We start from the raw sequence: 24,104 nt of genomic DNA on the forward strand, positions 1-24,104 counted from the left end.
GGCACCAAATGGCAAGTTTCCACCAGGACGTTCTTATAGAGTCAAAAAGGTAACGCCAACTTATAAGACCACGAGGTTTCAATGTCCCATTCATCCATGGCCTGCATCCTTGCCCTGACGCTGGCAACTTTTGCAGGTGCGAACGCCCAGTCATCCTCAGATGCGGCGATACCGGTTGGTGTGGATAACTTTGTCCGTGCCGAGTCCGATCTCTACATGGGAAAAATGGTGGCGAGTGGGGGTTTTGGTCAGTTTGTGCATAGCCGCGAACCGGTGCCCATCGACGCTCAGAATGTCATCCGCATGAACCGGGACACGCTTTACTCCTCGGCGGTGTTCGATCTCGATGCCGGCCCCGTGACGATCACGTTGCCCGAGGCCGGCAAGCGCTTCATGTCGATGCAAGTGGTCAACGAAGATCAATACGTACCCGCCGTCCTCTACGAAGCCGGCGACCATATGCTGACGAAAGAGGCTGTCGGCACACGCTATGTCTTTGTCGCTGTCCGCCTGTTCTTCGATCCCACGGATCGCCAGGACCTTGAGCAGGTGCATGCGCTGCAGGATGCAATCAAGGTCAGCCAGGCCCAAAGCGGGGAGTTCGTGGTGCCGAAGTGGGATCAGGCGAGCCAGAAAAAGATACGCGATGCCCTGGCCGTTCTGGGCTCGACGATTCCCGACTACAACCAATCCTTTGGTCCCAAGGGCAAGGTCAATCCGATCCATCACCTGATCGGAACCGCGACGGGTTGGGGCGGAAACCCGGCCAGGGACGCGATCTACCTTGGCAGCGCCATACCGAAGAACGATGGGAAAACCGTTTACCGGCTCAAAGTAGGAGATGTCCCGGTCAACAGTTTCTGGTCTGTGAGTGTTTACAACGCAGACGGCTACTTCCAGAAAAACCCGTATGACGCCTACTCGTTGAATAACCTCACGGCCAGGAAAAGTGACGATGGCTCGATCGTCATCCAGTTCGGCGGCTGTGACGGCAAGATTGCCAACTGCCTGCCTACCCCTCCCGGCTGGAACTATACGGTCAGGCTCTATCAGCCAAGTTACCAGATACTCAATGGCCAATGGCGTTTTCCACAGCCGCAGCCCGTCAAACTCTAATCAAGTACATCAACTAAAAAGTTTCGACGCTTATAAACAAGCGCAAGAGCTGACACGTCAGGGACTTCTCTGAACTACAGAGTTTTACATCAGGGGAAAGAAGCAATGACACGCCCGGTTAATTCAAACTTTTCCAGATATCAGGGGATGGCCTTTATAGGCGCGACCCTCGCATTGGCGATGGCACTGCCCGCCCATGCGGACGATTCAAGCAGGACGCCCTCCGTGACGGCAGGCGGCGGCGTCGCCGTGGGTCCTTTGTACGAAGGCTCTTCACGGTACGCCGCGTTCCCGTCACTAAAACTCAAGGCGGTCCTGCCGACCGAAAGCTGGGGCACGTTTACCGCGGCCTTCCCGGAGGGGCTGCGTTGGGACTTGCCGGGGCTGGCTCCTTTCGGGGTGGCCCTGCTGATCGGCTACGACCAGGGGCGCAAGGAAAGAATCCAGACCCTGGGCGGTCGTGACGATTACCTGAGGGGCATGGGCAACCTGGACAGCACGGCCCTGGTCGGGGCGGAAGCGTACTGGATCCTGCCGGCCGGGCGCCTGTTTGTTCGTGGCCTGCAATCGAGCCAGAGCCGCGATTACGGTGGCGAAAGCCTGGGCCGTACGGCGTACCTGGAAGCCGGGGTCGCTACGGCGTATCCGCTGTCGTCGACATTGACCCTGGACTCGACGCTGTACGGCACCTGGAGCAACGAGAACGACATGATGGCCCGCTTCGGCGTCACGGCCCAGCAAGCCGCGCGCACCCGGTTCGACGAATACCACCCAGGCGGCGGGATGCGCGACGTGACCTTGAAACTGGGCCTCACCTGGCAATGGCAGCCACAGCTGGCACTGGAAGGCGGCATCAAGACCTATGCCCTGGTCTCCGATGCCCGCAACAGCCCGCTGACGGATGAGAAGGTCGGCGCGGGCGCCTATCTGAATGCCCTGTACCGGTTTTGATCGACCGGCAACCGGGCTGGATAAAGGAACAATCGATGAACAACCTATACAAGCAGTTGGGGCTGGCTGGCCTGCTCTGGTCAGGGCTGGTGCTGGCCGACGATGCGACCACCAAGGTCACGGACCCTCACTTCAAGCTGGCCCCAGGCTATCTTGACCCGGCAGACCTGCCAGTGCGCCTGGCCTTGCTTGGCGCTCCACCCAAGCCGGACACTGCTGCCTTTGCGCGGGATGAGGAAGCACGCTGGGCGGCGCTGTCGCTACGGGGCACGGCCCGGGAGAAACTCGCGGCCAAGGATGCGGAGCTGTCATTTCCAGGCCCGGCGCAAGCATTCTCCTGCGCGATGGGCACGCCGATCACCGAGAAAAACACGCCGCACCTTTATACGTTGATGCAACGCACCCTGACGGACGCAGGTGGCTCCACCTACGCCGGGAAGAATGCCTACAACCGAACCCGCCCCTTCGTGGCACATGACGAAGGGACATGCCGCAAGGACATGGAACCGCTGCTGCGCACGGACGGTTCCTGGCCGTCCGGCCACTCCGCGGCCGGCTGGGCCTGGGGGCTGGTGCTGGCCGAGATTCAGCCGGCGCGCGCCACTGAACTGATGACCCGCGGCTTGTCATTCGGCCAGAGCCGGGTCATCTGCGATGCACACTGGCAGAGCGACGTGGATGCCGGTCGCATCATGGGGGCCGCCACGGTGGCGAGCCTGCATGACAACCCGGCGTTCCTCGCGGACCTCGCGGCCGCGAAGGAAGAGGTCAAGGCGGCGCAAAAAGCAGGCTTGAAACCCACAGAGGACTGTGCGGCCGAAGGCGTGGCGCTCTCGCTGACCCAGCACTGACCGGAGAAAAACCATGATGCACAGTGACAACCGGCGCAGGCCGACCTGCCTGGCGCTGCTGGCGGGTGCCCTTGCCGCCGCCAGCCTGCCAACCGTGGCCATGGCGGCAGACAGCGACGAGTGGCAGTTCAACGGCGGCCCTTACGTGTGGGGCGCCGGTATCCGAGGACATGTGGGCCACCGCAGCACCGGCACCCAGTTTATAAAGTCCGACTTCTCCGACATCGCGCGTACCGTCGATATGTCGGTGATGCTCATGGGCGAGGCGCGGCGGGGTCCATACAGCGTACTCGCCGACCTGATGTATATCGACACCGACACCCGCAACCGTCTGCCGGCGGGCGCCCCGGCGTCCAAGCTCGAGGTGGAAAGCAAGACCGCCTCCGGATTCCTCGGGGGCGGCTACACGGTGCTGGGTGATGACAACCATCGGTTGGATGTCGCGGGCGGCGTGCGTGTCTGGTACAGCGGCACCACCATCAGCCTGCACGGTGGGCCCGCGGGTGGCCTATCGGGCTCGGACAACGCGACCTGGGCGGACGCCATGGCGGGACTGCGCGGGCACTATGCCGTGAATGACCGGTTCTGGTTGTCATCCTGGGGGATGGCGGGCGCCGGGCAGTCCCGGGAAGACTGGGACCTGGCAGCGCTGGCGGGCTGGGAGTTCTGGCCCGGCTTTTCGGCGGTGGCCGGCTACCGGGCCATGGGGGTGAATTATCGTCACGATGGGTTCGTCTACGACATTGTCCAGAAAGGGCCCTTGCTGGGTATCAGTGGAAGATTCTGAAGTGGCGCATGGACCTGGGCACCCATTGGGGAATCCGGTTCCACGTCACCCGATTGAATGCACAGCGCACAGTTATCCGGGTGTCCCAACTCTTCTGGGAGCGTAATCCACTGATCGATACTTTTGTGAGCCAACTGCGCCTTGACGGCCAGATGCGTGCAGCCTGACCCTGGTAATTCATCACGTTCACGGAATAACTCCCGCCTGTTCAATACGGGTTGGGATCCTGGTTTATGCCCAATTATGCAAAATTCCATAATTATGTTTTTCAACATAATTGCGCATAGTTCCACCCACTCCCTGGCAAGCTTCCCAAAAAACAAAGGCCCGCCCAACGGCGAGCCTCTGCCGGTTTCCTCAAACCTGTCTCAATGATGCGCCCCCTCCGAAATCCCCCCGGAGCCATCCGACAGGCCAATGCTCACGTTCTGCATCATCCCCTGGTCCTCGTGATCGAGGATGTGGCAGTGCAGCACGAACTCGCCGATATAGCGCTCGTACCGGGTGCGCACGTACAGCGTGTAGACCCCGTCACCCTTCGGGAATATTGTCGGATTGGAGCGGCTTTTCACGAACAGGGTGTCTTTCCACACGCCTTTCAAGCCGGCGTATTCGTTGTCGCCCTTGTCGGTTTTATCCACCGATCCGGGCACGCTCAGGTCGGTGCCGTCCGGGCCGATGATCTTGTCGATCTGGAACGGGTTGACGTGGATATGGAACGGATGACTCGCCCGCGCCGATTGCAGGACCCACTGCTCCGCCGTGCCCAGTTGCAGCTTGCGATTGATCGTCCCCGGCTTGTAGGGCACGGCATCCGCCAAGGTATTGCCCACGGCGAACTTGGTGTTCTCCGGATCGCTGGTGTCGATCAGGAAGACCAGGGTCTGGCCCTTGCCCTTGAGCTCGCTCTCGGCGATGTCCGGGTGCGGGATGAACTTGTCCAGGTGCAGGCCTTTTTCCAGGTCCTTGACCACGGTGTCGCGGACATCATCGGGCATATAGTGCCTGGCCGCCGCGACCAGTACCTTGGTCAGGTGCGCGGTGGTGTCCGGCACCTTTTCGCCGGCGCCGACATCGACAAAGCCGAGCAATTGCCGGCTGCTGGCCGCCTGGTCGACGTTGCCCGCCGCACTGGCCTGTTCGTCGATCACGCAGTAGCGCCCGGACTCGGGGAAGGTCAGCAGCAGGTCGTTCCGATAACCCGGCTGCAAGGTCACCATGTCGCGCTTCTGCGCCTCTTTCATGGTCAGGCCATCGGCTGCGATGACGTGATATTCCACCGGTTTGCCGGTGCATTGCTTGTCGATGAACTGCGCCGACTCCGACGCCGCGATGCCCAGGTTGCTGGCAGGCTTGGCGCTGTCTTGCAGCCGGACAAACTTCAGCTTGATGGTGTCGCGAATCCCCGCGTGCACCAGCCGCCAGCGCTCGACCTGCCCCGGCTTGGCGCCATCGAAGATCGGCTGTACCTGGCCGTTGACGCTGGTGTAGCGCCCCGAGTCGCCCCAACTGGAAGGCTGGAGCTGGTCGAACGACTCGACTACCCCCGTTTCGCCGTCCTTGCAGGTCCAGTCGAGAACTTTCTTGTCCTTGCCGTCCTTGTCCTTGACGATGTTGTAGCGGAAGTTGCCATCCGCACCCTTGCACGCATAGGGGATCTGCTGGAACACCAGCAGGCGCTCGGGAAACGCCTGGCCCTGTTCATCCTTGAGCAAGGTGTCGATATCGCCGTTGACGTCCTTGCCGGGCAGGCGATCGCCATGGATGACCAGCGCGCCGGCCATGCCGCTGGCGACCTGGATCGCAGTCGAGCCATGGCGATGCGGGTGATACCAGAAGGTGCCCGCCGGATGGTCGGCGGGGATGTTGTATTCATACTGGAAGCTGATGCCCGGGTTGATCGACAGCAGCACGTTGTCGCTGTTGCCCGACGGGCTGACCCACAGGCCATGGGAGTGCAGGTTGGTGCCGTTGAAGCAGTGCGGCGCATCCGGATTGGTCTGCGGCTGGGTGCAACTGGGGTCTGCCGGCAGCGTGTTGTTGAGGCTGATGCGCACCGTGTCGCCGGGGGTGGCATTGATGGTCGGCGCCACGAACGGTGCCGCCGGGTCGACATCGGTGCCGACATAGCTGCGCAGCAAGACCGGGACATCCTGCCGGGTAGCCGGGTCGTAGATATGATTTCGGGTGTATTTGATCGTCAGGTCCAGGCGCCGCTCGGTGCCGGCGTGACCAGGCGCCGCCTCGGGGGCCTGGGTGGACTTGAGCAACAGGGTCCCGGTCTTCGGCTTGGGCGCCTCCTGCTGCAGGCCCGGCGGGTTGTAGAACAGCCGGGAAGGTTCTACCGCGAGTGCCGTGCCGCCGTGGCCCATCACTGCCAGGGCGAGCAGGCCCAGGGCATGGCGAGCTTTGTCCTTGTGCAATCCTTTCATGGTACTGCTCCTGCAAATCAACCGTGAACATCGAGATGTCGGCACGGTAGCGATAGGCAAAGGCAGACACGCAGCATCCGTTTCCGACCACAGCCATCCGTGCTGGCATAAAGCTAGTTCGTTATCGGCGCAGTGCAATGTTTATTGGGGTTTGCCAATGTTTTGGCTCGCAAAGTCAGCGCGCCACCGGTGCGGCAAATCCTTCGAAGGCCTGGCGCAGGGCCTTGGCATATTCGCGGCTGCCGAGGGTCATGCTGTTGATATGGTTGCCGCCCTTGATCAACAGCAGTTGCTTGGGTTGCACGGCGGCTTCATACAGGGCCTTGCTGAAGCGCGATGGTACGTAGGGGTCGTCGGTGCCGTGGACGATCAGCACCGGGATGTCGATCTGGTTGATCTTGTCGATGGAGTCGAATTTCTCCGAGAGGATCCAGCTGACCGGCAGCGACGTCGGGATCGCCGCGCGGGCGGCATCACCCAGGTCGGTAAAGGTCGATTCGACGATCAGGCCGGCCGCCTTCGGCGCCTCCTTGCCGCTGGCCAGGCGCTCGGCCAGGTCCACCGCCACCGCGCCGCCCAGGGAGTGGCCGTAGATATAGCGTTTGCGCGCGTCGGGTTGCAGTTGCACCAGGCGTTTCCAGGCATTGCCGGCGTCCTGGTACACGCTGCGTTCGGAAGGCAGGTCGCCGGGGCTGTCGCCGAAGCCGCGATAGTCGATGGCCAGCACCGAGAAGCCGAGGTCGCGCAGTTGGGTGATGCGCCCGACCTGCGCCGTCAGGTTCCAGCGGGTGCCGTGCAGGTAGAGGATGGCCGGCGCGTTGGCCCGGCTCGACGGCCACCACCAGGCATGCAGGTAGTCGGAACCGACCAGCCCGTCGCTGACCGGGATCTGCAGTTCCCTGACCCCCGCCGGAATGCCGCTGAACCAGCTCGCGGTGCCCGGCTGGATATTGAACAGCAGCTCGCGCTCCTTGTAGGCCAGTCGCGAACAGCCATAGGGCAGGCCGACGGCAAGGAACACCGCGAGCAAGCCCAGGGACAACCAGCGGCGACGGGCGATAAAGGTTCTGACGGTCATGGCGCCCGGGTCTCGGTTTCAGGGATAGCGTCGGCTCACAAGGTCCACAGATTACTCGCAACCGGCACAAACAAAAACGCCCCGAACCAGTCGGGGCGTTTGTTCAACCTGGCATCAGGTTGCTACTGCCTTGTCGCGCCGATCAGAACACGTTGATCGGGTAGTCGACGTACACGCGCACTTCGTTACCGCTGACGTTGTACTCGCTGGATTTCTCCGACACACGCAGGATCGAGCTACGCAGCTTGACGCTCAGGTCCTTGGCCGGGCCGCTCTGGACCACGTATTTGACCTGGTTGAAGATTTCCCGCTCGGTACCGCCGGTGCTGGTGGAGGTGGTGATGTTGTCACCCCGTACATAGGCGACGTTGTAGGTCAGGCCCGGTACGCCGAAGGCGCCGAAGTCCAGGCCGTAGCCCAGCTGCCAGGAGCGCTCGTCCGAGGCATTGAAGTCGGACCAGTAGGAGTTGGCCAGGTAGATGGTGTTGCCGCCATCACCGACACGACCCTGACCACGCTGGTAACCGCCGTACGGGTAGCCCAGCAGGCTGTCGCCGGTGCTGCGCTGGTGGGCGATGGTGAAGGAATGGGCACCCAGGGCGTAGGTGGCCGCCAGGCTCCAGATCTTGTTGTCTTCGCCGCCGGCGCCGGCCTTGGCGGCGTAGTCACTGTCCAGCTTGGTACGGTAGCCGTTGAAGTCCAGGGTCAGGGACTGATCCTTGGTCACCGGGAACACGTAGTTCAGGTTCACGTACTGCTTCTTCAGCACGTCTTCGACGTCGGAACCGTACAGCGCGGCCTTGAAGTTGTCGGTGAACTGGTAGCTGCCGCCCAGCACGTTGATGCTTTTCAGGCCACCGCTGTCACGACCTTCGTCGCTCTTGCGCGACTCTTCGGTGAAGTGACCGGCGTCCAGTTGCAGGCCCTTGATCTCCTTGGAGGTGATCAGGGTACCGGTGTAGCTTTCCGGCAGCAGGCGCGAGTTGTCGTAGTTCAGTACCGGCAGGGACGGCATCTGGTCGCCGTAGGTCAGCACGGTGTTGGACAGGCGGAATTTCACCGCGGCGCCGGCCTTGGCGATATCACGGGCTGGGTCACCCTTGTTGTCCTTGGCGAAGAAGTCGATGCCTTGTGCACCGGTTTCGCCACGGCCGCCGTCCAGGCGCAGGGCGTACAGGCCGAAGGCATCGACGCCGACGCCCACGGTGCCCTGGGTGAAGCCGGACTTGAAGGTGCCGATAGCGGCCTGGCCCCACTCGATCTTGTCCGGGTTGCCGCTTTTGTAGTCACGGTTGATGTAGGCGTTACGCAGCAGAATGTTCAGGTGGCTGTCTTCGACAAAACCCTTGGCGTCCGATTGTTCGCTTGCCATGGCCTGAGTAGCGCTGAGGATGCCCAGTGCGAGCAGACCGATCCGTTTGTTCAACATAATATTATTTTCCTTATTGCTGGATAAAACGCCCTGCGGCTCCGAGCTGAACCTGTGTGTTGGCGGTTTCACGCAGAAACAAAAAGGCCCGCCGCGGGTGTCTGCGGCGGGCCTTTTATTTATTTTGTTATATGGCTTATAGCCACAGGCGTGACGCGAATCGTATCTGCGACACGACTAAAGTGTCAATTTCGTGAATCCTCGGCAATTAGACAAGATTTCTCGGTCAACCTCCAAAAATGGCATATCAGCCAACGACGCGGCAGATTCGCAGGCATGCCCGTCATCCCGACTTTTGTGACGAGCGCCGCCTCTGTAACGACGTTGACATATTTAGACACAAACTCCGCATGCTCGTTACTGACAATCATTATCAGTAGTTAATAACAATCGTTATTATTAACGCCGCCATATCCCTCCCTCTCACACCCTGACGGATACACCCTCTCCATGCCTGCCCCTTATCGCCTGACGCCCGTTACCCTCGGGCTTTGCGTTCTGCTGTCCGCCGGATCTGCCTGCGCCGCGACCACCACCCTGCCGGAACTGTCGATCAGTGCCGATGCCGATCCGGACGATCCGCGGATCAAGGAGGTCAGCACCGCGACCCGTACCGCCACGCCGGTGCGTTATGTGCCCCAGGCGATCGACTCGCTGAAAACCGCGAATGTGCTCGATTACGGCACCAATGACCTGGGCAAGGCGCTGAGTGGCATTCCCAACGTCAGCAGCGGCGCGGACACCCGTTTCGACAGCCTGCGGATCCGGGGTTTCGACGCCAGCAACGACTTCTACCTAGACGGTATCCGCGACGACAGCCAGTACGTGCGCGACCTGCACAATATCGAGCGCATCGATGTGCTCAAGGGGCCGGCGGCGGTGCTCTACGGCCGTGGCAGCCAGGGCGGGATCGTCAACCGGGTGAGCAAGCTGCCGCAATTCGGCCGGCGCTCCACGGTCGAGGTGCAGGGCGGCAGCGAAGACCTGCGCAGCCTGTACACCGACCTCAGCGCCGATCCCACGGAAAACCTCAGCCTGCGCCTGAACATGGGCAATGAGGACGCCAACAGCTTCCGCGACGGCGTCAGCGGCAACCGCCAGTTGTTCGCGCCATCGATGAGCTGGCAACTGACCCCGGACCTGAACTGGCTGGTGCAGTACGAATACAGCCGCTACAACCGCACGCCGGATCGCGGCGTACCGGGGATCAACGGCCGCCCGGCCGATGTCGGGCGCGGCACCAGCTATGGCGATCCGCGGGACTACATCGACGACAAGGCGCAATCGCTGCGCTCGAAGCTGACCTACGCCCTCAACGACAACTGGCAACTGCGCCATACCCTCGGCGTGTTCAAGCTCGACAGCGATTTCGACAACACCTACCTGACCGGCTACACCGCCGCGACCCGCAAGGTCACGCGTCAGCGCTGGCAGCAGGACCTCAACACCCGCAATATCTAAAGCAACCTGGAAGCCGAAGGCAGCTTCGATACCTTCGGCCTCGAACACCGTCTGCTGACCGGCGTGGAGCTGGGCAGCCAGCGCCGCGATCCGAGGCTCTACACGTCCCTCGCCGCCAACCGCGGCGGCCAGGCGGTGCCCTCCCTGGACCTGTTCAACCCCAACCGCAACCTGAGCCACACCGGCCCCATGGTGCCGTCCAGCGACAACCACACCGAAGTCGAGAGCCGGGCGATCTACGTCCAGGATCAATTGCGTCTCAATGATCAATGGCAGTTGCTCGGCGGCCTGCGCTACGACAGCTTCGATGTCGAGACCACCAACAACCTGACCCGCGTCAGGGACAGCCGCGACAGCCACAGCACCAGCCCGCGGGTCGGGGTGGTCTGGACGCCCCTGCAGGATCACTCCTTCTATGCCTCCTGGAGCAAGAGCTTCTCGCCCGTGGGTGGCGGCCTGATCGGCATCACCCCGAATGCCGCCGGCAACGGCAACGACCTGAGCCCGGAGATGACCCGCCAGAAAGAAGTCGGGGTGAAAAGCGACTGGCTCGGCGAGCACCTGAGCACCACCCTGGCGGTGTATGAGCTGGAACTCTACAACCGCCGCACCAGCGATCCGCTGAACCCGGGAATCACCCTGCTCAGCGGCCTGCAACGCTCACGGGGCGTCGAGTTGACCGGCACCGGCAAGATCGTCGGCAACTGGTACCTGCGCGGTGGCCTCGGCCTTCAGGATGCAACCATCGTCAAGGACAACAACGGCTTCGAGGGCAAGCGCGTCAGCAACGTCGCCAAGCGCAACGCCAGCCTGTTCCTGACCTGGAAGCCGGAAATGGGCTGGTACGCCGAGACCGGCCTGACCCTGGTCGGCGACCGTTATGCCGACAACGCCAATACCGTGGTCCTGCCGGGCTACGGTAGCTGGGATGCCCTGGTAGGCTGGCGCACCCGCGATTGGGACGTGCGCGCCGCCCTGAACAACATCAGCGACCGCACCTACTACACCTCGGCCACCAGTGCCTTCCAGATCCAGCCGGGCGCCCCGCGCAACCTGGTGGTCACCGGCACCTACAGTTTCTGAGGGCGATAAAAAACGCCGCTGTCCGAATCGCTCCGGGCAGCGGCGTTTTTTTTCAGTCCTTTTTAACCCTGCAAAACCCCTAGCAAGGCTTCCAGTTCAGCTTCGCTGAACAGTCCCGCGGGATAGCGGTCGATAATAATCCGACGAGGATCCTGACCTCGGGTGGTACGCGTTCCATTGCTTTTCAACCACTGGGCCAGAACTTGAAGCGACTCGCTCGTCACCGACAGGGGATGCGAAACTCGCTCGCTGGCTACGTTCATCTCGACGCTCTCCTGGTTCATGAGCGGCTAACTTACTCAAGGTTTATGACAGAACGTCGCAATCTAAAAGACGCTTCGCCTATAGCGGAAGCTGATACAAGAGCTATGCCAAAGTGCCAGTTTTGTCGACCACGACACATAAAAAAACCCGCGACCCATCAGGGCCGCGGGTTAGATGAAGAAATATTTACCATGATGTAAAAGTGCCACTATTTGGAGCCGTGCCACTATTTGTTACAGCCCCACTCAACCATGGTGCGGCGCAGGTTGTTGTTGTGTAAGGCAATGAATATTTCCCCCACCCAGTAACAACTCCCGACCGGGCACCATCACCACCTCATGCTGCGGGAAGAGCTTCTGCAGGATGTCCTTGGCGACGCCGTCCATCGGATCATCGAAGCTCGGCGCGATAATCCCGCCGTTGACGATCAGGAAATTCACATAGGAACCGGCCAGGCGCACCGAAGGGTTGCGCTCCTGGCTGCCGGCGACCGCATCGACACCAGCGCACTCTTCTTCAGTGGCGTACAGCGGGCCGGGAATCGGCATCTTGTGCACCACGAAGGCGCGGCCCTTGGCATCCCGGCTGTTTTCCAGGACCTGCATGGCTGCCTGGCAACGGTTGTAGTTGGGGTTCTGCGGATCGTCGGTCCAGGCCAGCAACACCTCGCCCGGACGCACGTAGCAGCAGAAGTTATCCACATGGCCGTCGGTCTCGTCGTTGAACAGACCGTCCGGCAGCCAGATGACCTTGTCCACCGCCAGGTGCTCGGACAGCACCTTTTCAATCTCCTCGCGGGTCAGGTGCGGGTTGCGGTTGCGATTGAGCAGGCATTCCTCGGTGGTGATCACCGTGCCTTCGCCATCGACATGGATCGAGCCGCCTTCGAGCACGAAACCTTCGGTGCGGTATTCCTGGAAGCGCTCGATGTCGAGGATCTTGCCGCCGACCTGCTCGTCGCGGTTCCACGGGGCGTAGAGGCCGCCGTCGAAGCCGCCCCAGGCATTGAAGCCCCAGTGCACGCCACGGACTTCGCCCTGGTTGTTGATGACGAAGGTCGGCCCGCTGTCGCGCACCCAGGCGTCGTCGCTGGACATTTCCACCACGCGGATATTCGGTACGTCCAGGCGGGCCCGGGCGTTTTCATACTGGCCGGCGGAGACGGCGACCGTCACCGGCTCGAACCGGGCGATGGCCTTGGCCACCGCGGCATGGGCCGCCTGCGCCGGCTTGCCGCCCAGGCGCCAGTTGTCCGGACGCTCGGGCCAGATCATCCAGGCCTGGGTCTGGGGCGCCCATTCGGCGGGCATATGGAAGCCGTCGGCGCGTGGGGTGCTATGCAAGATAGTCATGGGGATCAGGACTCCAGGGAACCGTCGAGGGTTTTCAGGGCGCTGTACAGGTTCGGACGGCGGTCGCGGAACGAACCCCAGGCGCTGCGAATATGTTCCAGTTCATCGAGGTCGAAGCTGTGGACCAGGATGCCTTCCCCGGTCTCATCGAGTTCTTCGACTTTTTCGCCGAACGGGTTGGCGATGAATGACGAGCCGTAGAAGGTGATGTCGTAACCGTCCTGCTCTTCGTTGCCGATGCGGTTGCTGGCAACCAGCGGCATCAGGTTGGCACCGGCATGGCCCTGCTGCACGCGCTGCCAGTGATCGCGGGAGGAGATGGTCTTGTCATGCGGCTCGCTGCCGATGGCGGTCGGGTAGAACAGGATCTCCGCGCCTTGCAGGGCCATGCTGCGGGCACACTCGGGGAACCACTGGTCCCAGCAGATGCCCACGCCGATCTTCGCGTAGCGGGTGTTCCAGACCTTGAAGCCGGTGTCGCCCGGGTTGAAGTAATACTTCTCGTGGTAGCCGGGACCGTCCGGGATATGGCTTTTCCGATAAATCCCGAGGTTGGCGCCGTCGGCATCGATGATCGCGATGCTGTTGAAGCGGGCACGGCCGGCCAGTTCGAAGAAGCTGATCGGCAGCACCACCTGCAACTCGCGGGCAACCTTCTGGAAATGCCTGATCGCGACGTTGTCTTCCACCGGGGTGGCCAACTGCAGGTAGTCCGGGTTGGGCTTCTGGCAGAAGTACGGGGTTTCGAACAGCTCCTGGATCAGGATGATCTGCGCGCCCTTGGCGGCTGCCTCGCGCACCAGCTTCTCGGCGGTCTCGATATTGGCTTCGAGGTCCCAGGAGCAGGCCATCTGGGTGGCGGCGACGGTAACGATACGGCTCATGAATCATCTCCTGAACGGTTGCAGAGGGTCGATTCTATGGGTCGACCGATGACAGATTGAGAGCAGCCGGGCGCTACAGCGCCACGCGAAGGCAGTGGCGACTTTATAACCGATAAAAATCGGCTTTAAAAGCATAAAAACTGAAAATTGATATTTTCAGCGTTTATTTTATCGATAAGAATCGATATTCAGAGCACCAGGCACTCAACGATCTCAGAGCCCCTCGTCCAACACCTTCGACAGCATGTCGACAAAGAAATCCACGCTCTGGCGCGTGGTGCACATCGGTGGCTTGATCTTGAGAATGTTCAGGTAATCGCCGGTGGGTTGCATGAAGATCCCCAGCTCCCGCAGCCGATCGCACAGCAGCGCGGTTTCCTCGGTCGCCGGCTCCAGGGTTTCGCGATTGCGGATCAGTTCGGCGCCCAGGTAGAAACCGGAGCCGTGCACCGCGCCCATCAGCGGATGTCGATCGATCAGGGCTTCCAGGCGCTGCTTGAAGTAGCCGCCGACCACCTGGGCGTTTTCCCAGAGTTTTTCCTCGGCCATCACATCCAGCACCGCGATACCGATGCGGCAACTGACCGGGCTGCCACCCGACGACGAGAAGAAATACCCCTCGGCTTCCAGCGCCTCGGCGATTTCCCGGCGGGTGATCACCGCGCCCAGCGGCTGGCCGTTGCCCATGCCCTTGGCCATGGTGATGATGTCCGGCACCACGCCCTGTTCCTCGAAGCCCCAGAAGAACTTGCCCATGCGCCCGTAGCCGACCTGCACCTCGTCGGCGATACACACGCCACCCTGGGCCCGCACCAGCGCATACACCTGTTGCAGGTAGCCGGGCGGCAAGGAAATCCCGCCGGCGTTGCCATACACCGGCTCGCAGATAAAGCCGGCCAGCTGGCGGTTTGCCTCGGCCAGCTTCGCCAGGTTGTGCTCGACGCTGCGCACGTAGTCCGGCGCACTGGCGCTGCCGCGGAAAGCGCCGCGATAGGTGTTGGGCGCGGTGACCGGGTGCACCCAGTCAGGGCGACTGTCGAGGGCCTTGGGGTTGTCGGCAATCGAGGTGGACACCGCATCGGCCGCCACCGACCAGCCGTGGTAGGCCTCCAGGACGCTGAGCATGTCGCGCCCGCCGCTATAAGCCCAGGCCAGGCGGATCGCCAGGTCGTTGGCCTCGGTGCCGCTGTTGACCAGGAACACCCGGTCCATGGAGTCCGGCGCCAGGGCCAGCAGACGCTCGGAGAACTCGGCGACGGCGGCGTAGTGGAACCGCGAGTTGGTATTGAGCAGCGACCACTGCCGCGCCGCCTCGGCGGCCATCCGCGGATGACCATGGCCGAGCACCGCGACATTGTTGAGCATGTCCAGGTAGGAACGACCCTGCATGTCGATCAGGTGATTGCGCCAGCCCCGCTCGATACGCGGCGGGTCGATGTAGTAGTGCTTCTGCGTACGGGCAAAACTGGCGGCGCGACGGGCCAGCAGGTCGGCCGCATCCAGCTCCGGCTCGGCGTCGCAGGCCAGCCCCAGCAACGCCGCCGGCGACGGGCATAGGGCCTGCCAGGCGGCCGTACGCGACGGTGTGCAGAACAACGGCGGATCGAGTTCGGCATGCCGGCACAGCTGGACCCGCAGCGCGCCGCCCGTCTCACCCAGGACTTGCCCCTTGAGCACCGCGGCGCCGGATCTGAGAGACGCCTGCAGGCCCCACAGGCGCAGGCTCAAGGGATGCCCGACCAACTGCACGCCGCCGTCGGCCAGGGCGTGCAGGGTCCCGGCAAAAGGCGACTCCACGGTGGTGCCGGCCGGGACTTGCAAGTCGACATGCAAGGGACAAGTGTCAGGCTCCACCGCGCTGTCCGGCCGGGTGCGGGACAGGCGGTACTGGCCGTAGCGGCTGGCCGCCAGGCCATGCACCGCCGCCGCGTCGGCCAACAGGCGCTGGTCGATGCCGTGCTGTTCCCAATTGCCGGCCTCGAAATGCGGGCTGAGCACACCCAGGTCGATCAGCGCGAACTCGCGTCCCACCAGGCCCGGCAGCAGCGGCGCAAAGCCTTCGCTGCCGATCGGCTCCAGGGGCTGGTCGAGCGCGGTGAGAATCGCCGCCTCCATCAGTTCGAAGGGCACCGAGGTCGCCACTTCGAAGATCTCCCACTCATGGGCCAGGTTGTCGCGGCTGTAGTGGTTGTCCGGATCGATACTGACCTGCTGCTCGCCACTGAGCACCAGCACCGCCGCGCGGGCGACGATCAGCGGCCACAGGGCCAGCAGTTCTTCGCGTTGCAACGGGTTGACCGCGTGATAGGCCTGGATCGCCGGCAGGATCACAAAGGGGTCGTCCTCGGCGTGGTGCAGCAAGGCCGCGCAGGTCACCGACAGGTCGGCAATGCGCCAGGTCCGGATCAGGTCGCCGAAGTCGATCACGCCCTGCAGTTGCCAGTGTCGCTGTGCATCACGGCGCCAGACCACATTGTCGTCGGTGATATCGAGGTGAATGGCCTGTACCGGCAGTTTTTCCACCAGCGGTTGCAGGCGACGCCCGGCCTGGGCGGCGGCTTCGCGAATGACCGACTGCTGCTGCGGGTCCCTGATCACCGGCAGCAGGTGATTGATCAGCGCGCTGGCGTGCCGGGCATCCCATTGCAGGGTGCGCTCCAGGCCCGGGTGCTGGAAGTCCGCCAGGGCCAGGTCCATTTCGCCGCACAGCCGGCCCAGGCCGACCACCAGGTCGCGGCCCAGGTGCTTGAGGTGGGTCAGCGACTGGCCTTCGATGTATTCGAGCAGGCGCACGTGCACCGGCTGCCCGCCGAGTTCGAGGGACAGCAGGTCCTGGCCGTTGTTCGCGGCAATCACCCGCGGCACCCGCAGGCCCTCGCGACCCGCCAGGTGCGCCAGCCCCGCGTGCTGGGCCTGCAATTCGACGGTGGCGTAATCGCCGTGGCAGATTTTCAGAACGAACCGGCCTGCGGCGCTATCGACCCGATAGTTGAGGTCCTGCTGGCTGCCCAGCGCCTGCAAGGTGCCAGTGAGTCCGTAATGCTCCTCGAGCAGTTGCAGCGCCTGCGCTGGCGAGACATTCGGGCCTGGCAGACTGGCGCGGCGGATCAACGTGGCGAGCAACATGTAACGACTCCCTGAAGTTTTTATTGGCTGTCTATATCGCCATTGGTGCCGTCAATACGCAAGCAGGAAGTAAAGTAGGCAGAATCGGCACCGATACAGGAGCAATCGTACTTGCGCCGCTCTGCGCCTACCCACAAGCTATGCTGCATTAATTGAATGTCTGTCTAAGGAAAAGGCACACCGACATGCGTATTTTAGTCACCGGCGGCGCCGGTTTTATCGGCTCCGCCCTGATTCGGCACCTGATCCGCAACACTGAACATGAAGTCCTCAACCTCGACAAGCTGACCTATGCCGGTAACCTCGAGTCGCTGACCAGCATCGCGACCGATACCCGCTATGAGTTCGTCCAGGCCGATATCGTCGACCAGGCGACCGTCAGCGCAGTCCTGGCGCGCTTCGAGCCCGATGCGATCATGCACCTGGCCGCCGAGTCCCATGTGGACCGCTCCATCGACGGTCCGTCGGATTTTATCCAGACCAATATCGTCGGTACCTACAGCCTTCTGGAAGCCGCTCGCGGCTACTGGTCGAAGCTTGCCGAGCCGGCAAGAAGCGCCTTCCGCTTCCACCATATCTCCACCGACGAAGTGTATGGCGACCTGCATGGCGTCGACGACCTGTTCACCGAAACCACACCGTATGCCCCCAGTTCGCCATATTCCGCGAGCAAGGCCGCGTCCGACCACCTCGTCCGCGCCTGGCACCGTACCTACGGCCTGCCGGTCCTGCTGACCAACTGCTCGAACAACTACGGCCCGTTCCACTTCCCGGAAAAACTGATCCCGCTGGTGATCCTCAATGCCCTGGCCGGCAAGCCGCTGCCGGTATACGGCGACGGCCTGCAGGTGCGCGACTGGCTGTTTGTCGAAGACCATGCCCGCGCGCTGCTCAAGGTGGTGACCGACGGCGCGGTGGGCGAGACCTACAATATCGGCGGTCATAACGAGCAGAAGAACATCGATGTGGTCCGTGGCATCTGTGCCCTGCTGGAAGAGCTGGCTCCGGCACGCCCGGCCGGCGTCGAGCGGTTCAGCGACCTGATCACCTTCGTCAAGGATCGCCCGGGCCACGACCTGCGCTACGCCATCGACGCCGGCAAGATCGAGCGCGAGCTGGGCTGGACACCTGAAGAAACCTTCGAAAGCGGTCTGCGCAAGACCGTACAGTGGTATCTGGCCAACCTGGAATGGTGCCGCCGGGTCCAGGACGGCAGCTATCAGGGCGAACGCCTGGGCTCCCTCGATCACAAGGAGTTGTTGGCATGATGAAAGGTATCGTCCTGGCCGGTGGTTCCGGCACCCGTCTTCACCCGATCACCCTCGGGGTATCCAAGCAACTGTTGCCGATCTACGACAAGCCGATGATCTACTACCCGATCTCGGTGCTGATGCTGGCCGGCATCCGCGAGATCCTGGTGATCTCCACGCCGCAGGACCTGCCGCAGTACCGCAACCTGCTGGGCGACGGCAGCCAGTTCGGCGTGCACTTCAGCTATGCAGAACAGCCGTCCCCCGATGGCCTGGCCCAGGCATTCCTGATCGGCGAAGCGTTTATCGGCGACGATCCGGTGTGCCTGATCCTCGGCGACAATATCTTCCACGGGCAGCATTTTGGTGAGCAGCTGAAGCGCGCTGCCCGCCAGCCCAAGGGCGCAACGGTTTTCGGTTACTGGGTCAAGGACCCGGAGCGCTTCGGCGTGATCGACTTCGACAAAGAAGGTCGTGCGTTGTCCATCGAAGAGAAACCCGCCAAGCCGAAATCCAGCTATGCGGTGACCGGCCTGTATTTCTATGACAACGATGTGATCGAGATCGCCAAGGCGGTCAAGCCCTCGCCTCGGGGCGAGCTGGAAATCACCGACGTCAACAATGCCTATCTCAAACGCGGCGACCTGCAGGTCGAACGTTTCGGCCGCGGCTTTGCCTGGCTCGATACCGGCACACATGACAGCCTGCTGGAGGCTTCGCAGTACGTACAGACCATCGAGCACCGCCAGGGCCTGAAGGTTGCCTGCCTGGAAGAAGTTGCCTACGAAAATGGCTGGATCGACCGCGAGCATTTGCTGGAGCGCGCCAAGTACTTTGGCAAGACCGGTTACGGCCAGTACCTGTTTACGCTTGCAGGAGAACACCCATGAATGTGATCACCACCGATCTGCCAGGGGTACTGATACTGGAGCCCAAGGTCTTTGGTGATAGCCGGGGGTTTTTCTATGAAAGCTTCAACGCCCGGGTCTTCGCGGAGGCAACAGGCCTTGCGGTCAATTTCGTGCAAGACAACCACTCCCGCTCGCAGAATGGCGTGCTGCGTGGCTTGCATTACCAACTCGAGCACACGCAGGGCAAACTGGTTCGCGTGACCGCCGGTGAGGTGCTCGACGTCGCGGTGGATATTCGGCGCAGTTCTGCGACCTTCGGCAAATGGGCCAGCGTACGCCTGTCGGCCCAGAACAATCGCCAGCTGTGGATCCCCGAAGGCTTCGCCCACGGCTTCGTGGTGCTCAGCGACTACGCCGAGTTCCTCTACAAGACCACCGACTACTACACCCCCAGCGCCGAGCGCAGCATCCGCTGGGACGACCCGACCCTGGCCATCGATTGGGAATTCGAAGGGGTTCCACAACTCTCGGCCAAGGATCAGAACGGTAAATCCCTGCACGAGGCCGATCTGTTCGAATGAGCCCATCTCCCCTGAAAATCCTGATCAGCGGCCAGCATGGCCAGGTTTCCCGCGAGTTGCAGAGGCGCCTGGGCGACCTCGGCCAACTGCTGGTGCTGGGGCGTGACCAGCTCGACCTGGCGCACCCGGAGCAGATCCGCCAGCAGGTCCGCGCCCACCGCCCCGACCTGATCATCAACGCCGCCGCCCATACCGCCGTCGACCAGGCCGAATCCGAGCCGGAACTGGCCTTCGCGATCAACGCCACCGCGCCCGGCATCCTGGCCCAGGAAGCCGCCGACCTGGGCGTCCCGTTGATTCACTACTCCACCGACTACGTGTTCGACGGCAGCAAGGCCGAACCCTACAACGAAGACGACGCGACCAACCCGCTGAGCGTCTACGGCGAAAGCAAGCTGACCGGCGAACGGGCCATCGCCGCGGCCCACGGCCAGCACCTGATCCTGCGCACCAGCTGGGTCTACTCCAGCCACGGGCGCAACTTCCTGCTGACCATGCAGCGGCTGCTACAGGAGAAACCGGAACTGCGCATCGTCGCCGACCAGGTGGGCGCGCCGACCTGGGCCGGGACCATCGCCAACAGCACCCGCGCCCTGATCGAACGCTGGCAGGCGGGCCAGGCCGGCGCCTGGGGCACCTACCACCTGACCGCCAGCGGCGAAACCTCATGGTTCGGCTTTGCCCAGGCCATCGGCGAGCAATTGCTGGCCCTGGACAAGCCTTGTGCGATCCTCGAAGCCATCCCGTCGAGCGCCTACCCGACCCCCGCCACCCGCCCGCTGAACTCGCGCCTGGACTGCAGCCGCCTGTTGCGCGAATGGCACGTGAGCCAGCCAGACTGGCATACCGCATTACGCGAGTGTCTTGCGGAGCAGGGCTGAGACATAATGCGTCGGACTCCACCGGCGCATGCTCTCGATGATCACGACCCCACCCATTCCCCGCAGACCCCGCTGGCGCAGCCTGGCCCTGCTGTTCCTGTGCCTGGCGCCCTTGCTGTGGCCGCTGGAACACCTCGCCGAACGTTACTACCGCAGCGAGCTGGTGGGCCAGAATCGCCAGACCCTCGACCTGTACGTCGCCAACCTGCTGGGCACCCTGCATCGCTACGAAGTCCTGCCGCAGATCCTCGGCGACCTGCCGGCCCTGCGCGCCGCCCTCGCCGAACCGGAGCAGAACCCGCGCATAGAAAGCGCCAACAGCCTGCTGCGCGACATCTGCAGCCAGACCGGTGCCGAAGTCATGTACCTGATGGACACCAGCGGCAAGACCCTGGCCGCCTCCAACTGGGACAAGCACGACAGCTTCGTCGGGCGTAATTTCGCCTTCCGCCCCTACTTCAGCGAAGCCATGGCCGGGCGCCTGGGACGCTTCTTCGGCCTCGGCACCACCTCGGGCAAACGCGGCTACTTCTTCGCCGCCGCCGTTCGCGATGGCGAGAAAGTCATCGGCGTGCTGGTGGTCAAGGTCGACCTGGACCACACCGAAAGCCTCTGGGGCAAAACGCCCGAACAGCTGCTGATGACCGACCACAACGGCGTAGTGATCCTCACCTCGCGGCCGGAATGGCGCTTTCGTGCCACCCGCACCCTGAGCGATACGGAACGCGATGCCATCACCGCCATCCAGCCCTATCCGACCCGCAATCCGCAGCCGCTGAACATCAATCCCAAGGCCTGGCTGACCCAGACCCAGCAGATCGAAGAAACCGGCTGGAGCGTCAGCATCCTCGCCCCCCGCACCCTGATCGACCGCCCGGTACGCACCGTGGTCGCGGTCGGTGGCGCCACCCTGCTGGTGCTGATGCTGCTGCTCGGCCTGATGATGCAGCGCCGGCGCCACTACCTGGAGCGGATCGCCTTCGAGGCCAAGGCCCGCCGCGAACTGGAAATGCGCGTGGCCGAACGGACCAGCGACCTGGAAGGCCTCAACCGCCGGCTCAAGCAGGAAGTACTGGAGCGCGAACACGCCCAGCAGGAACTGGTCCGCGCCCAGGACGACCTGGTCCAGGCCGGCAAGCTTTCGGCCCTCGGCACCATGTCGGCGAGCATCAGCCACGAACTCAACCAGCCGCTGGCGGCGATCCGCAGCTATGCGGAAAACGCCGAGGTCCTGCTCGACCACGAACGCACCGACGATGCCCGCGGCAACCTCAAGCTGATCAGCGAACTGACCGGGCGCATGGCCTCGATCATCGCCCACTTGCGCGCCTTTGCCCGCCGCGACCGGCATGCCCCGGAAAGCGTCGCCCTGCAACCGGCGCTCGACGATGCCCTGGCGCTGCTGGCCAAGCGCCGCCGGGCCATGGAGGTCGAGTTGATCCGCGACCTGCCGGCCGCCGCCTTGTGGGTCGAGGCCGGGGAAACCCGCCTGCGCCAGGTCCTCGGCAACCTGCTGGCGAACGCCCTCGATGCCCTGACCGAAAAGGGCCCACCGCGCAAACTCTGGCTGAGCGCCCAGTCGTCGCCGGAAGGCGTCACCCTGACCATTCGCGACAACGGTCCGGGATTCTGTCTCGAAGCCCTGGGCCGCGCCGGCGAGCCGTTCTACACCACCAAGACGCGCACCCAGGGCCTCGGCCTCGGCCTGGCGATCTGTGACTCCCTGATGCGCGCCTTCGGCGGTGAACTGCTGTTCGCCAACCACCGTGAAGGCGGCGCCCTGATTACCCTGCGGCTGCGCGCCGGCGCGCCGGGGGTCAGCCTGCAACCTGCCGAGGACTCGATTGTATGAATATCGACCACCACATCCAGGTGGTACTGATCGACGACGATCCCCACCTGCGCCAGGCCCTGAGCCAGACACTCGATCTCGCCGGCCTGAAGATCCTCCCGCTGGCCGAGGCCCAGGGCCTGGCCGGGCGCATCGAACGCGACTGGCCGGGGGTGATCGTCAGCGATATCCGCATGCCGGGCATGGACGGCCTCGACCTGCTGAACGAACTGCATGCCCAGGACCCGGAACTGCCGGTGTTGCTGATCACCGGTCACGGCGACGTGCCCCTCGCCGTCCAGGCGATGCGCGCCGGGGCCTATGACTTCCTGGAGAAACCCTTCGCCAGCGACGCCCTGCTCGACAGCGTGCGTCGGGCCCTGGCCCTGCGCCGCCTGGTGCTGGACAACCGCAGCCTGCGCCTGGCCCTGAGCGATCGCCAGCAACTCAGCGCGCGCCTGGTCGGCCACTCGCCGCAGATGCTGCGCCTGCGTGAACAGATCGGCGCCCTGGCGGCGACCAAGGCCGACGTGCTGATCCTCGGTGAAACCGGGGCCGGCAAGGAAGTGGTCGCCCGCGCCCTGCACGACCTGTCGAGCCGGCGCAACGGCCCGTTCGTGGCGATCAACGCCGGGGCGCTGGCCGAGTCGGTGGTGGAAAGCGAACTGTTCGGCCACGAGCCGGGCGCCTTCACCGGCGCGCAGAAACGCCGTATCGGCAAGTTCGAGTTCGCCAATGGCGGCACCCTGTTCCTCGATGAAATCGAAAGCATGAGCCTGGACGTCCAGGTCAAGCTGCTGCGCCTGTTGCAGGAACGGGTGGTCGAGCGCCTGGGCGGCAACCAGTTGATCCCGCTGGATATCCGCATCATCGCCGCGACCAAGGAAGACCTGCGTCAATCCGCCGATCAGGGCCGTTTCCGCGCCGACCTGTACTACCGGCTGAATGTCGCGCCACTGCGGATTCCGCCCCTGCGCGAACGCGGCGAAGATGCGCTGATCCTGTTTCAGCATTTCGCCGACGAAGCCAGCGCTCGCCATGGCCTGCCGCCCCACAGCCTGCAACCGGCGCAGCGGGCGCTGTTGCTGCGCCACACCTGGCCGGGCAATGTGCGCGAACTGCAGAACGCCGCCGAACGCTTTGCCCTCGGCCTGGAACTGGCGCTGGACAACAGCGCGTCGGCGAGTCTCGACGCCAGCATCGCCGGCGTGATCGAGGGCGGTCTCAGCGAGCAGGTCGAGCACTTCGAGAAATCCCTGATCGCCGCCGAGCTGGCACGCTCCCACAGCTCCTTGCGCAGCCTGGCCGAGGCCCTGGGCATCCCGCGCAAGACCCTCCACGACAAGCTGCGCAAGCACGGGCTGAGCTTCGACAGCGGCAGCAACAGTGCCAGCGACGAACTCGAATGAATCACGCCACAGAGGTCACTGCATGAACCGCGACAGTCGCTACCTGGAGTCCATCCTCCATCACGACATTCCCCTGACCCGCGAGATGGGTCTCAAGGTCGGTGGCTGGGACGCCGGGCAGCTGCGCCTGCAATTGCCGCTGGAACCGAACGTCAACCACAAGAGCACCATGTTCGGCGGCAGCCTGTACTGCGGCGCGGTGCTGGCCGGCTGGGGCTGGTTGCACCTGAGCCTGCGCGAGGCGGGGATCGACGACGGGCATATCGTCATCCAGGAAGGCCGGATCAGCTATCCGCTGCCGGTCACCGGCGATGCCGAGGCACGCTGCGCGGCACCGGATGAAAAGACCTGGAAGAAATTCCTCGCGACCTACCAGCGCTACGGGCGGGCGCGGCTGACCCTGGAGACCCAGGTGATGAATGCCGGCAGCGAGGACGAAGCGGTGAGTTTCAGCGGGCAGTACGTGCTGCACCGCTGATCTTTGTGG

General features: G+C 63.3%; 18 protein-coding genes and 1 pseudogene. 12 read left to right on the forward strand and 7 right to left on the reverse strand.

Annotation, left to right across the window (positions count from 1 at the left end; genetic code table 11):
- Positions 1–81: 81 nt before the first annotated feature.
- From HX881_RS06860 to HX881_RS06875, 4 genes are all read left to right on the forward strand, one after another.
- Positions 82–1,116 carry a DUF1254 domain-containing protein gene (locus HX881_RS06860; RefSeq protein ID WP_177083598.1) on the forward strand — a complete coding sequence of 345 codons (1,035 nt, stop codon included), beginning with the start codon at positions 82–84 and terminating at the stop codon, positions 1,114–1,116.
- A gap of 105 nt (positions 1,117–1,221) precedes the next feature.
- Positions 1,222–2,067, forward strand: coding sequence for a MipA/OmpV family protein (locus tag HX881_RS06865; protein ID WP_177083601.1), 846 nt, complete (start codon positions 1,222–1,224; stop codon positions 2,065–2,067).
- A gap of 35 nt (positions 2,068–2,102) precedes the next feature.
- Entirely contained in the window at positions 2,103–2,918 is an 816-nt protein-coding gene (locus HX881_RS06870) for an acid phosphatase (RefSeq protein WP_177065134.1), read from the forward strand.
- Positions 2,919–2,931: 13 nt separating this feature from the next.
- A complete protein-coding gene (locus HX881_RS06875; RefSeq protein ID WP_177083603.1) occupies positions 2,932–3,705 on the forward strand; it encodes a hypothetical protein in 774 nt (257 codons plus the stop codon).
- 368 nt (positions 3,706–4,073) lie between these two features.
- On the opposite strand, the gene HX881_RS06880 is transcribed toward HX881_RS06875, so the two are convergent.
- From HX881_RS06880 to HX881_RS06890, 3 genes are all read right to left on the reverse strand, one after another.
- On the reverse strand, positions 4,074–6,137 hold the full coding sequence (locus HX881_RS06880; RefSeq protein WP_177083613.1) for a multicopper oxidase family protein: 2,064 nt from the start codon (positions 6,135–6,137) through the stop codon (positions 4,074–4,076).
- Between the two features lie 175 nt (positions 6,138–6,312).
- On the reverse strand, positions 6,313–7,215 hold the full coding sequence (locus HX881_RS06885) for an alpha/beta hydrolase (protein WP_017127026.1): 903 nt from the start codon (positions 7,213–7,215) through the stop codon (positions 6,313–6,315).
- Between the two features lie 142 nt (positions 7,216–7,357).
- Positions 7,358–8,644 (reverse strand): OprD family porin, encoded by a 1,287-nt coding sequence (locus tag HX881_RS06890; RefSeq protein WP_177083615.1) that lies wholly within the window; start codon positions 8,642–8,644, stop codon positions 7,358–7,360.
- 450 nt (positions 8,645–9,094) lie between these two features.
- On the opposite strand from HX881_RS06890, the pseudogene HX881_RS06895 reads away from it, so the two are divergent.
- Positions 9,095–11,188, forward strand: a pseudogene (locus HX881_RS06895) (TonB-dependent receptor).
- Between the two features lie 62 nt (positions 11,189–11,250).
- On the opposite strand, the gene HX881_RS06900 reads toward HX881_RS06895, so the two are convergent.
- From HX881_RS06900 to HX881_RS06915, 4 genes are all read right to left on the reverse strand, one after another.
- A complete protein-coding gene (locus HX881_RS06900; protein ID WP_042935701.1) occupies positions 11,251–11,451 on the reverse strand; it encodes a hypothetical protein in 201 nt (66 codons plus the stop codon).
- A gap of 246 nt (positions 11,452–11,697) precedes the next feature.
- Entirely contained in the window at positions 11,698–12,804 is a 1,107-nt protein-coding gene (aguA, locus tag HX881_RS06905) for an agmatine deiminase (RefSeq protein ID WP_177083617.1), read from the reverse strand.
- Between the two features lie 5 nt (positions 12,805–12,809).
- Positions 12,810–13,688: an N-carbamoylputrescine amidase gene (aguB, locus tag HX881_RS06910; protein ID WP_017127031.1), complete on the reverse strand. Its 879-nt coding sequence runs from the start codon at positions 13,686–13,688 to the stop codon at positions 12,810–12,812.
- 213 nt (positions 13,689–13,901) lie between these two features.
- Positions 13,902–16,814 (reverse strand): aminotransferase, encoded by a 2,913-nt coding sequence (locus HX881_RS06915; protein WP_177083619.1) that lies wholly within the window; start codon positions 16,812–16,814, stop codon positions 13,902–13,904.
- Between the two features lie 185 nt (positions 16,815–16,999).
- On the opposite strand from HX881_RS06915, the gene rfbB reads away from it, so the two are divergent.
- The 7 genes from rfbB to HX881_RS06950 are packed head-to-tail and all read left to right on the forward strand — an operon-like array spanning position 17,000 to position 24,095.
- Complete coding sequence (rfbB, locus tag HX881_RS06920) at positions 17,000–18,082, forward strand: dTDP-glucose 4,6-dehydratase (RefSeq protein ID WP_177083621.1); 1,083 nt, start codon at positions 17,000–17,002, stop codon at positions 18,080–18,082.
- On the forward strand, positions 18,079–18,954 hold the full coding sequence (rfbA, locus tag HX881_RS06925) for a glucose-1-phosphate thymidylyltransferase RfbA (RefSeq protein ID WP_177083623.1): 876 nt from the start codon (positions 18,079–18,081) through the stop codon (positions 18,952–18,954). The genes rfbB and rfbA overlap by 4 nt, the downstream gene beginning before the upstream one ends.
- A complete protein-coding gene (gene rfbC, locus HX881_RS06930) occupies positions 18,951–19,496 on the forward strand; it encodes a dTDP-4-dehydrorhamnose 3,5-epimerase (RefSeq protein WP_177083625.1) in 546 nt (181 codons plus the stop codon). The genes rfbA and rfbC overlap by 4 nt, the downstream gene beginning before the upstream one ends.
- Positions 19,493–20,377 carry a dTDP-4-dehydrorhamnose reductase gene (gene rfbD, locus HX881_RS06935; RefSeq protein ID WP_177083627.1) on the forward strand — a complete coding sequence of 295 codons (885 nt, stop codon included), beginning with the start codon at positions 19,493–19,495 and terminating at the stop codon, positions 20,375–20,377. The genes rfbC and rfbD overlap by 4 nt, the downstream gene beginning before the upstream one ends.
- Before the next feature lie 37 nt (positions 20,378–20,414).
- A complete protein-coding gene (locus HX881_RS06940; RefSeq protein ID WP_177083629.1) occupies positions 20,415–22,229 on the forward strand; it encodes a sensor histidine kinase in 1,815 nt (604 codons plus the stop codon).
- Entirely contained in the window at positions 22,226–23,617 is a 1,392-nt protein-coding gene (locus HX881_RS06945) for a sigma-54-dependent transcriptional regulator (protein WP_017127039.1), read from the forward strand. The genes HX881_RS06940 and HX881_RS06945 overlap by 4 nt, the downstream gene beginning before the upstream one ends.
- Positions 23,618–23,639: 22 nt before the next feature.
- Entirely contained in the window at positions 23,640–24,095 is a 456-nt protein-coding gene (locus HX881_RS06950; RefSeq protein WP_017127040.1) for a YiiD C-terminal domain-containing protein, read from the forward strand.
- The last annotated feature ends 9 nt before the right edge of the window (positions 24,096–24,104 follow it).

It is taken from the genome of Pseudomonas gingeri, from assembly GCF_013386115.1.
GTDB lineage: Bacteria > Pseudomonadota > Gammaproteobacteria > Pseudomonadales > Pseudomonadaceae > Aquipseudomonas > Aquipseudomonas gingeri.

Excerpts from the sequence above, each read along its gene's own strand:
- HX881_RS06860 (WP_177083598.1), top strand. The coding sequence starts at position 82 with ATGTCCCATTCATCCATGGCCTGCATCCTTGCCCTGACGCTGGCAACT.
- HX881_RS06865 (WP_177083601.1), top strand. The coding sequence starts at position 1,222 with ATGACACGCCCGGTTAATTCAAACTTTTCCAGATATCAGGGGATGGCC.
- HX881_RS06870 (WP_177065134.1), top strand. The coding sequence starts at position 2,103 with ATGAACAACCTATACAAGCAGTTGGGGCTGGCTGGCCTGCTCTGGTCA.
- HX881_RS06875 (WP_177083603.1), top strand. The coding sequence starts at position 2,932 with ATGATGCACAGTGACAACCGGCGCAGGCCGACCTGCCTGGCGCTGCTG.
- HX881_RS06880 (WP_177083613.1), bottom strand. The coding sequence starts at position 6,137 with ATGAAAGGATTGCACAAGGACAAAGCTCGCCATGCCCTGGGCCTGCTC.
- HX881_RS06885 (WP_017127026.1), bottom strand. The coding sequence starts at position 7,215 with ATGACCGTCAGAACCTTTATCGCCCGTCGCCGCTGGTTGTCCCTGGGC.
- HX881_RS06890 (WP_177083615.1), bottom strand. The coding sequence starts at position 8,644 with ATGTTGAACAAACGGATCGGTCTGCTCGCACTGGGCATCCTCAGCGCT.
- HX881_RS06900 (WP_042935701.1), bottom strand. The coding sequence starts at position 11,451 with ATGAACGTAGCCAGCGAGCGAGTTTCGCATCCCCTGTCGGTGACGAGC.
- aguA (WP_177083617.1), bottom strand. The coding sequence starts at position 12,804 with ATGACTATCTTGCATAGCACCCCACGCGCCGACGGCTTCCATATGCCC.
- aguB (WP_017127031.1), bottom strand. The coding sequence starts at position 13,688 with ATGAGCCGTATCGTTACCGTCGCCGCCACCCAGATGGCCTGCTCCTGG.
- HX881_RS06915 (WP_177083619.1), bottom strand. The coding sequence starts at position 16,814 with ATGTTGCTCGCCACGTTGATCCGCCGCGCCAGTCTGCCAGGCCCGAAT.
- rfbB (WP_177083621.1), top strand. The coding sequence starts at position 17,000 with ATGCGTATTTTAGTCACCGGCGGCGCCGGTTTTATCGGCTCCGCCCTG.
- rfbA (WP_177083623.1), top strand. The coding sequence starts at position 18,079 with ATGATGAAAGGTATCGTCCTGGCCGGTGGTTCCGGCACCCGTCTTCAC.
- rfbC (WP_177083625.1), top strand. The coding sequence starts at position 18,951 with ATGAATGTGATCACCACCGATCTGCCAGGGGTACTGATACTGGAGCCC.
- rfbD (WP_177083627.1), top strand. The coding sequence starts at position 19,493 with ATGAGCCCATCTCCCCTGAAAATCCTGATCAGCGGCCAGCATGGCCAG.
- HX881_RS06940 (WP_177083629.1), top strand. The coding sequence starts at position 20,415 with ATGATCACGACCCCACCCATTCCCCGCAGACCCCGCTGGCGCAGCCTG.
- HX881_RS06945 (WP_017127039.1), top strand. The coding sequence starts at position 22,226 with ATGAATATCGACCACCACATCCAGGTGGTACTGATCGACGACGATCCC.
- HX881_RS06950 (WP_017127040.1), top strand. The coding sequence starts at position 23,640 with ATGAACCGCGACAGTCGCTACCTGGAGTCCATCCTCCATCACGACATT.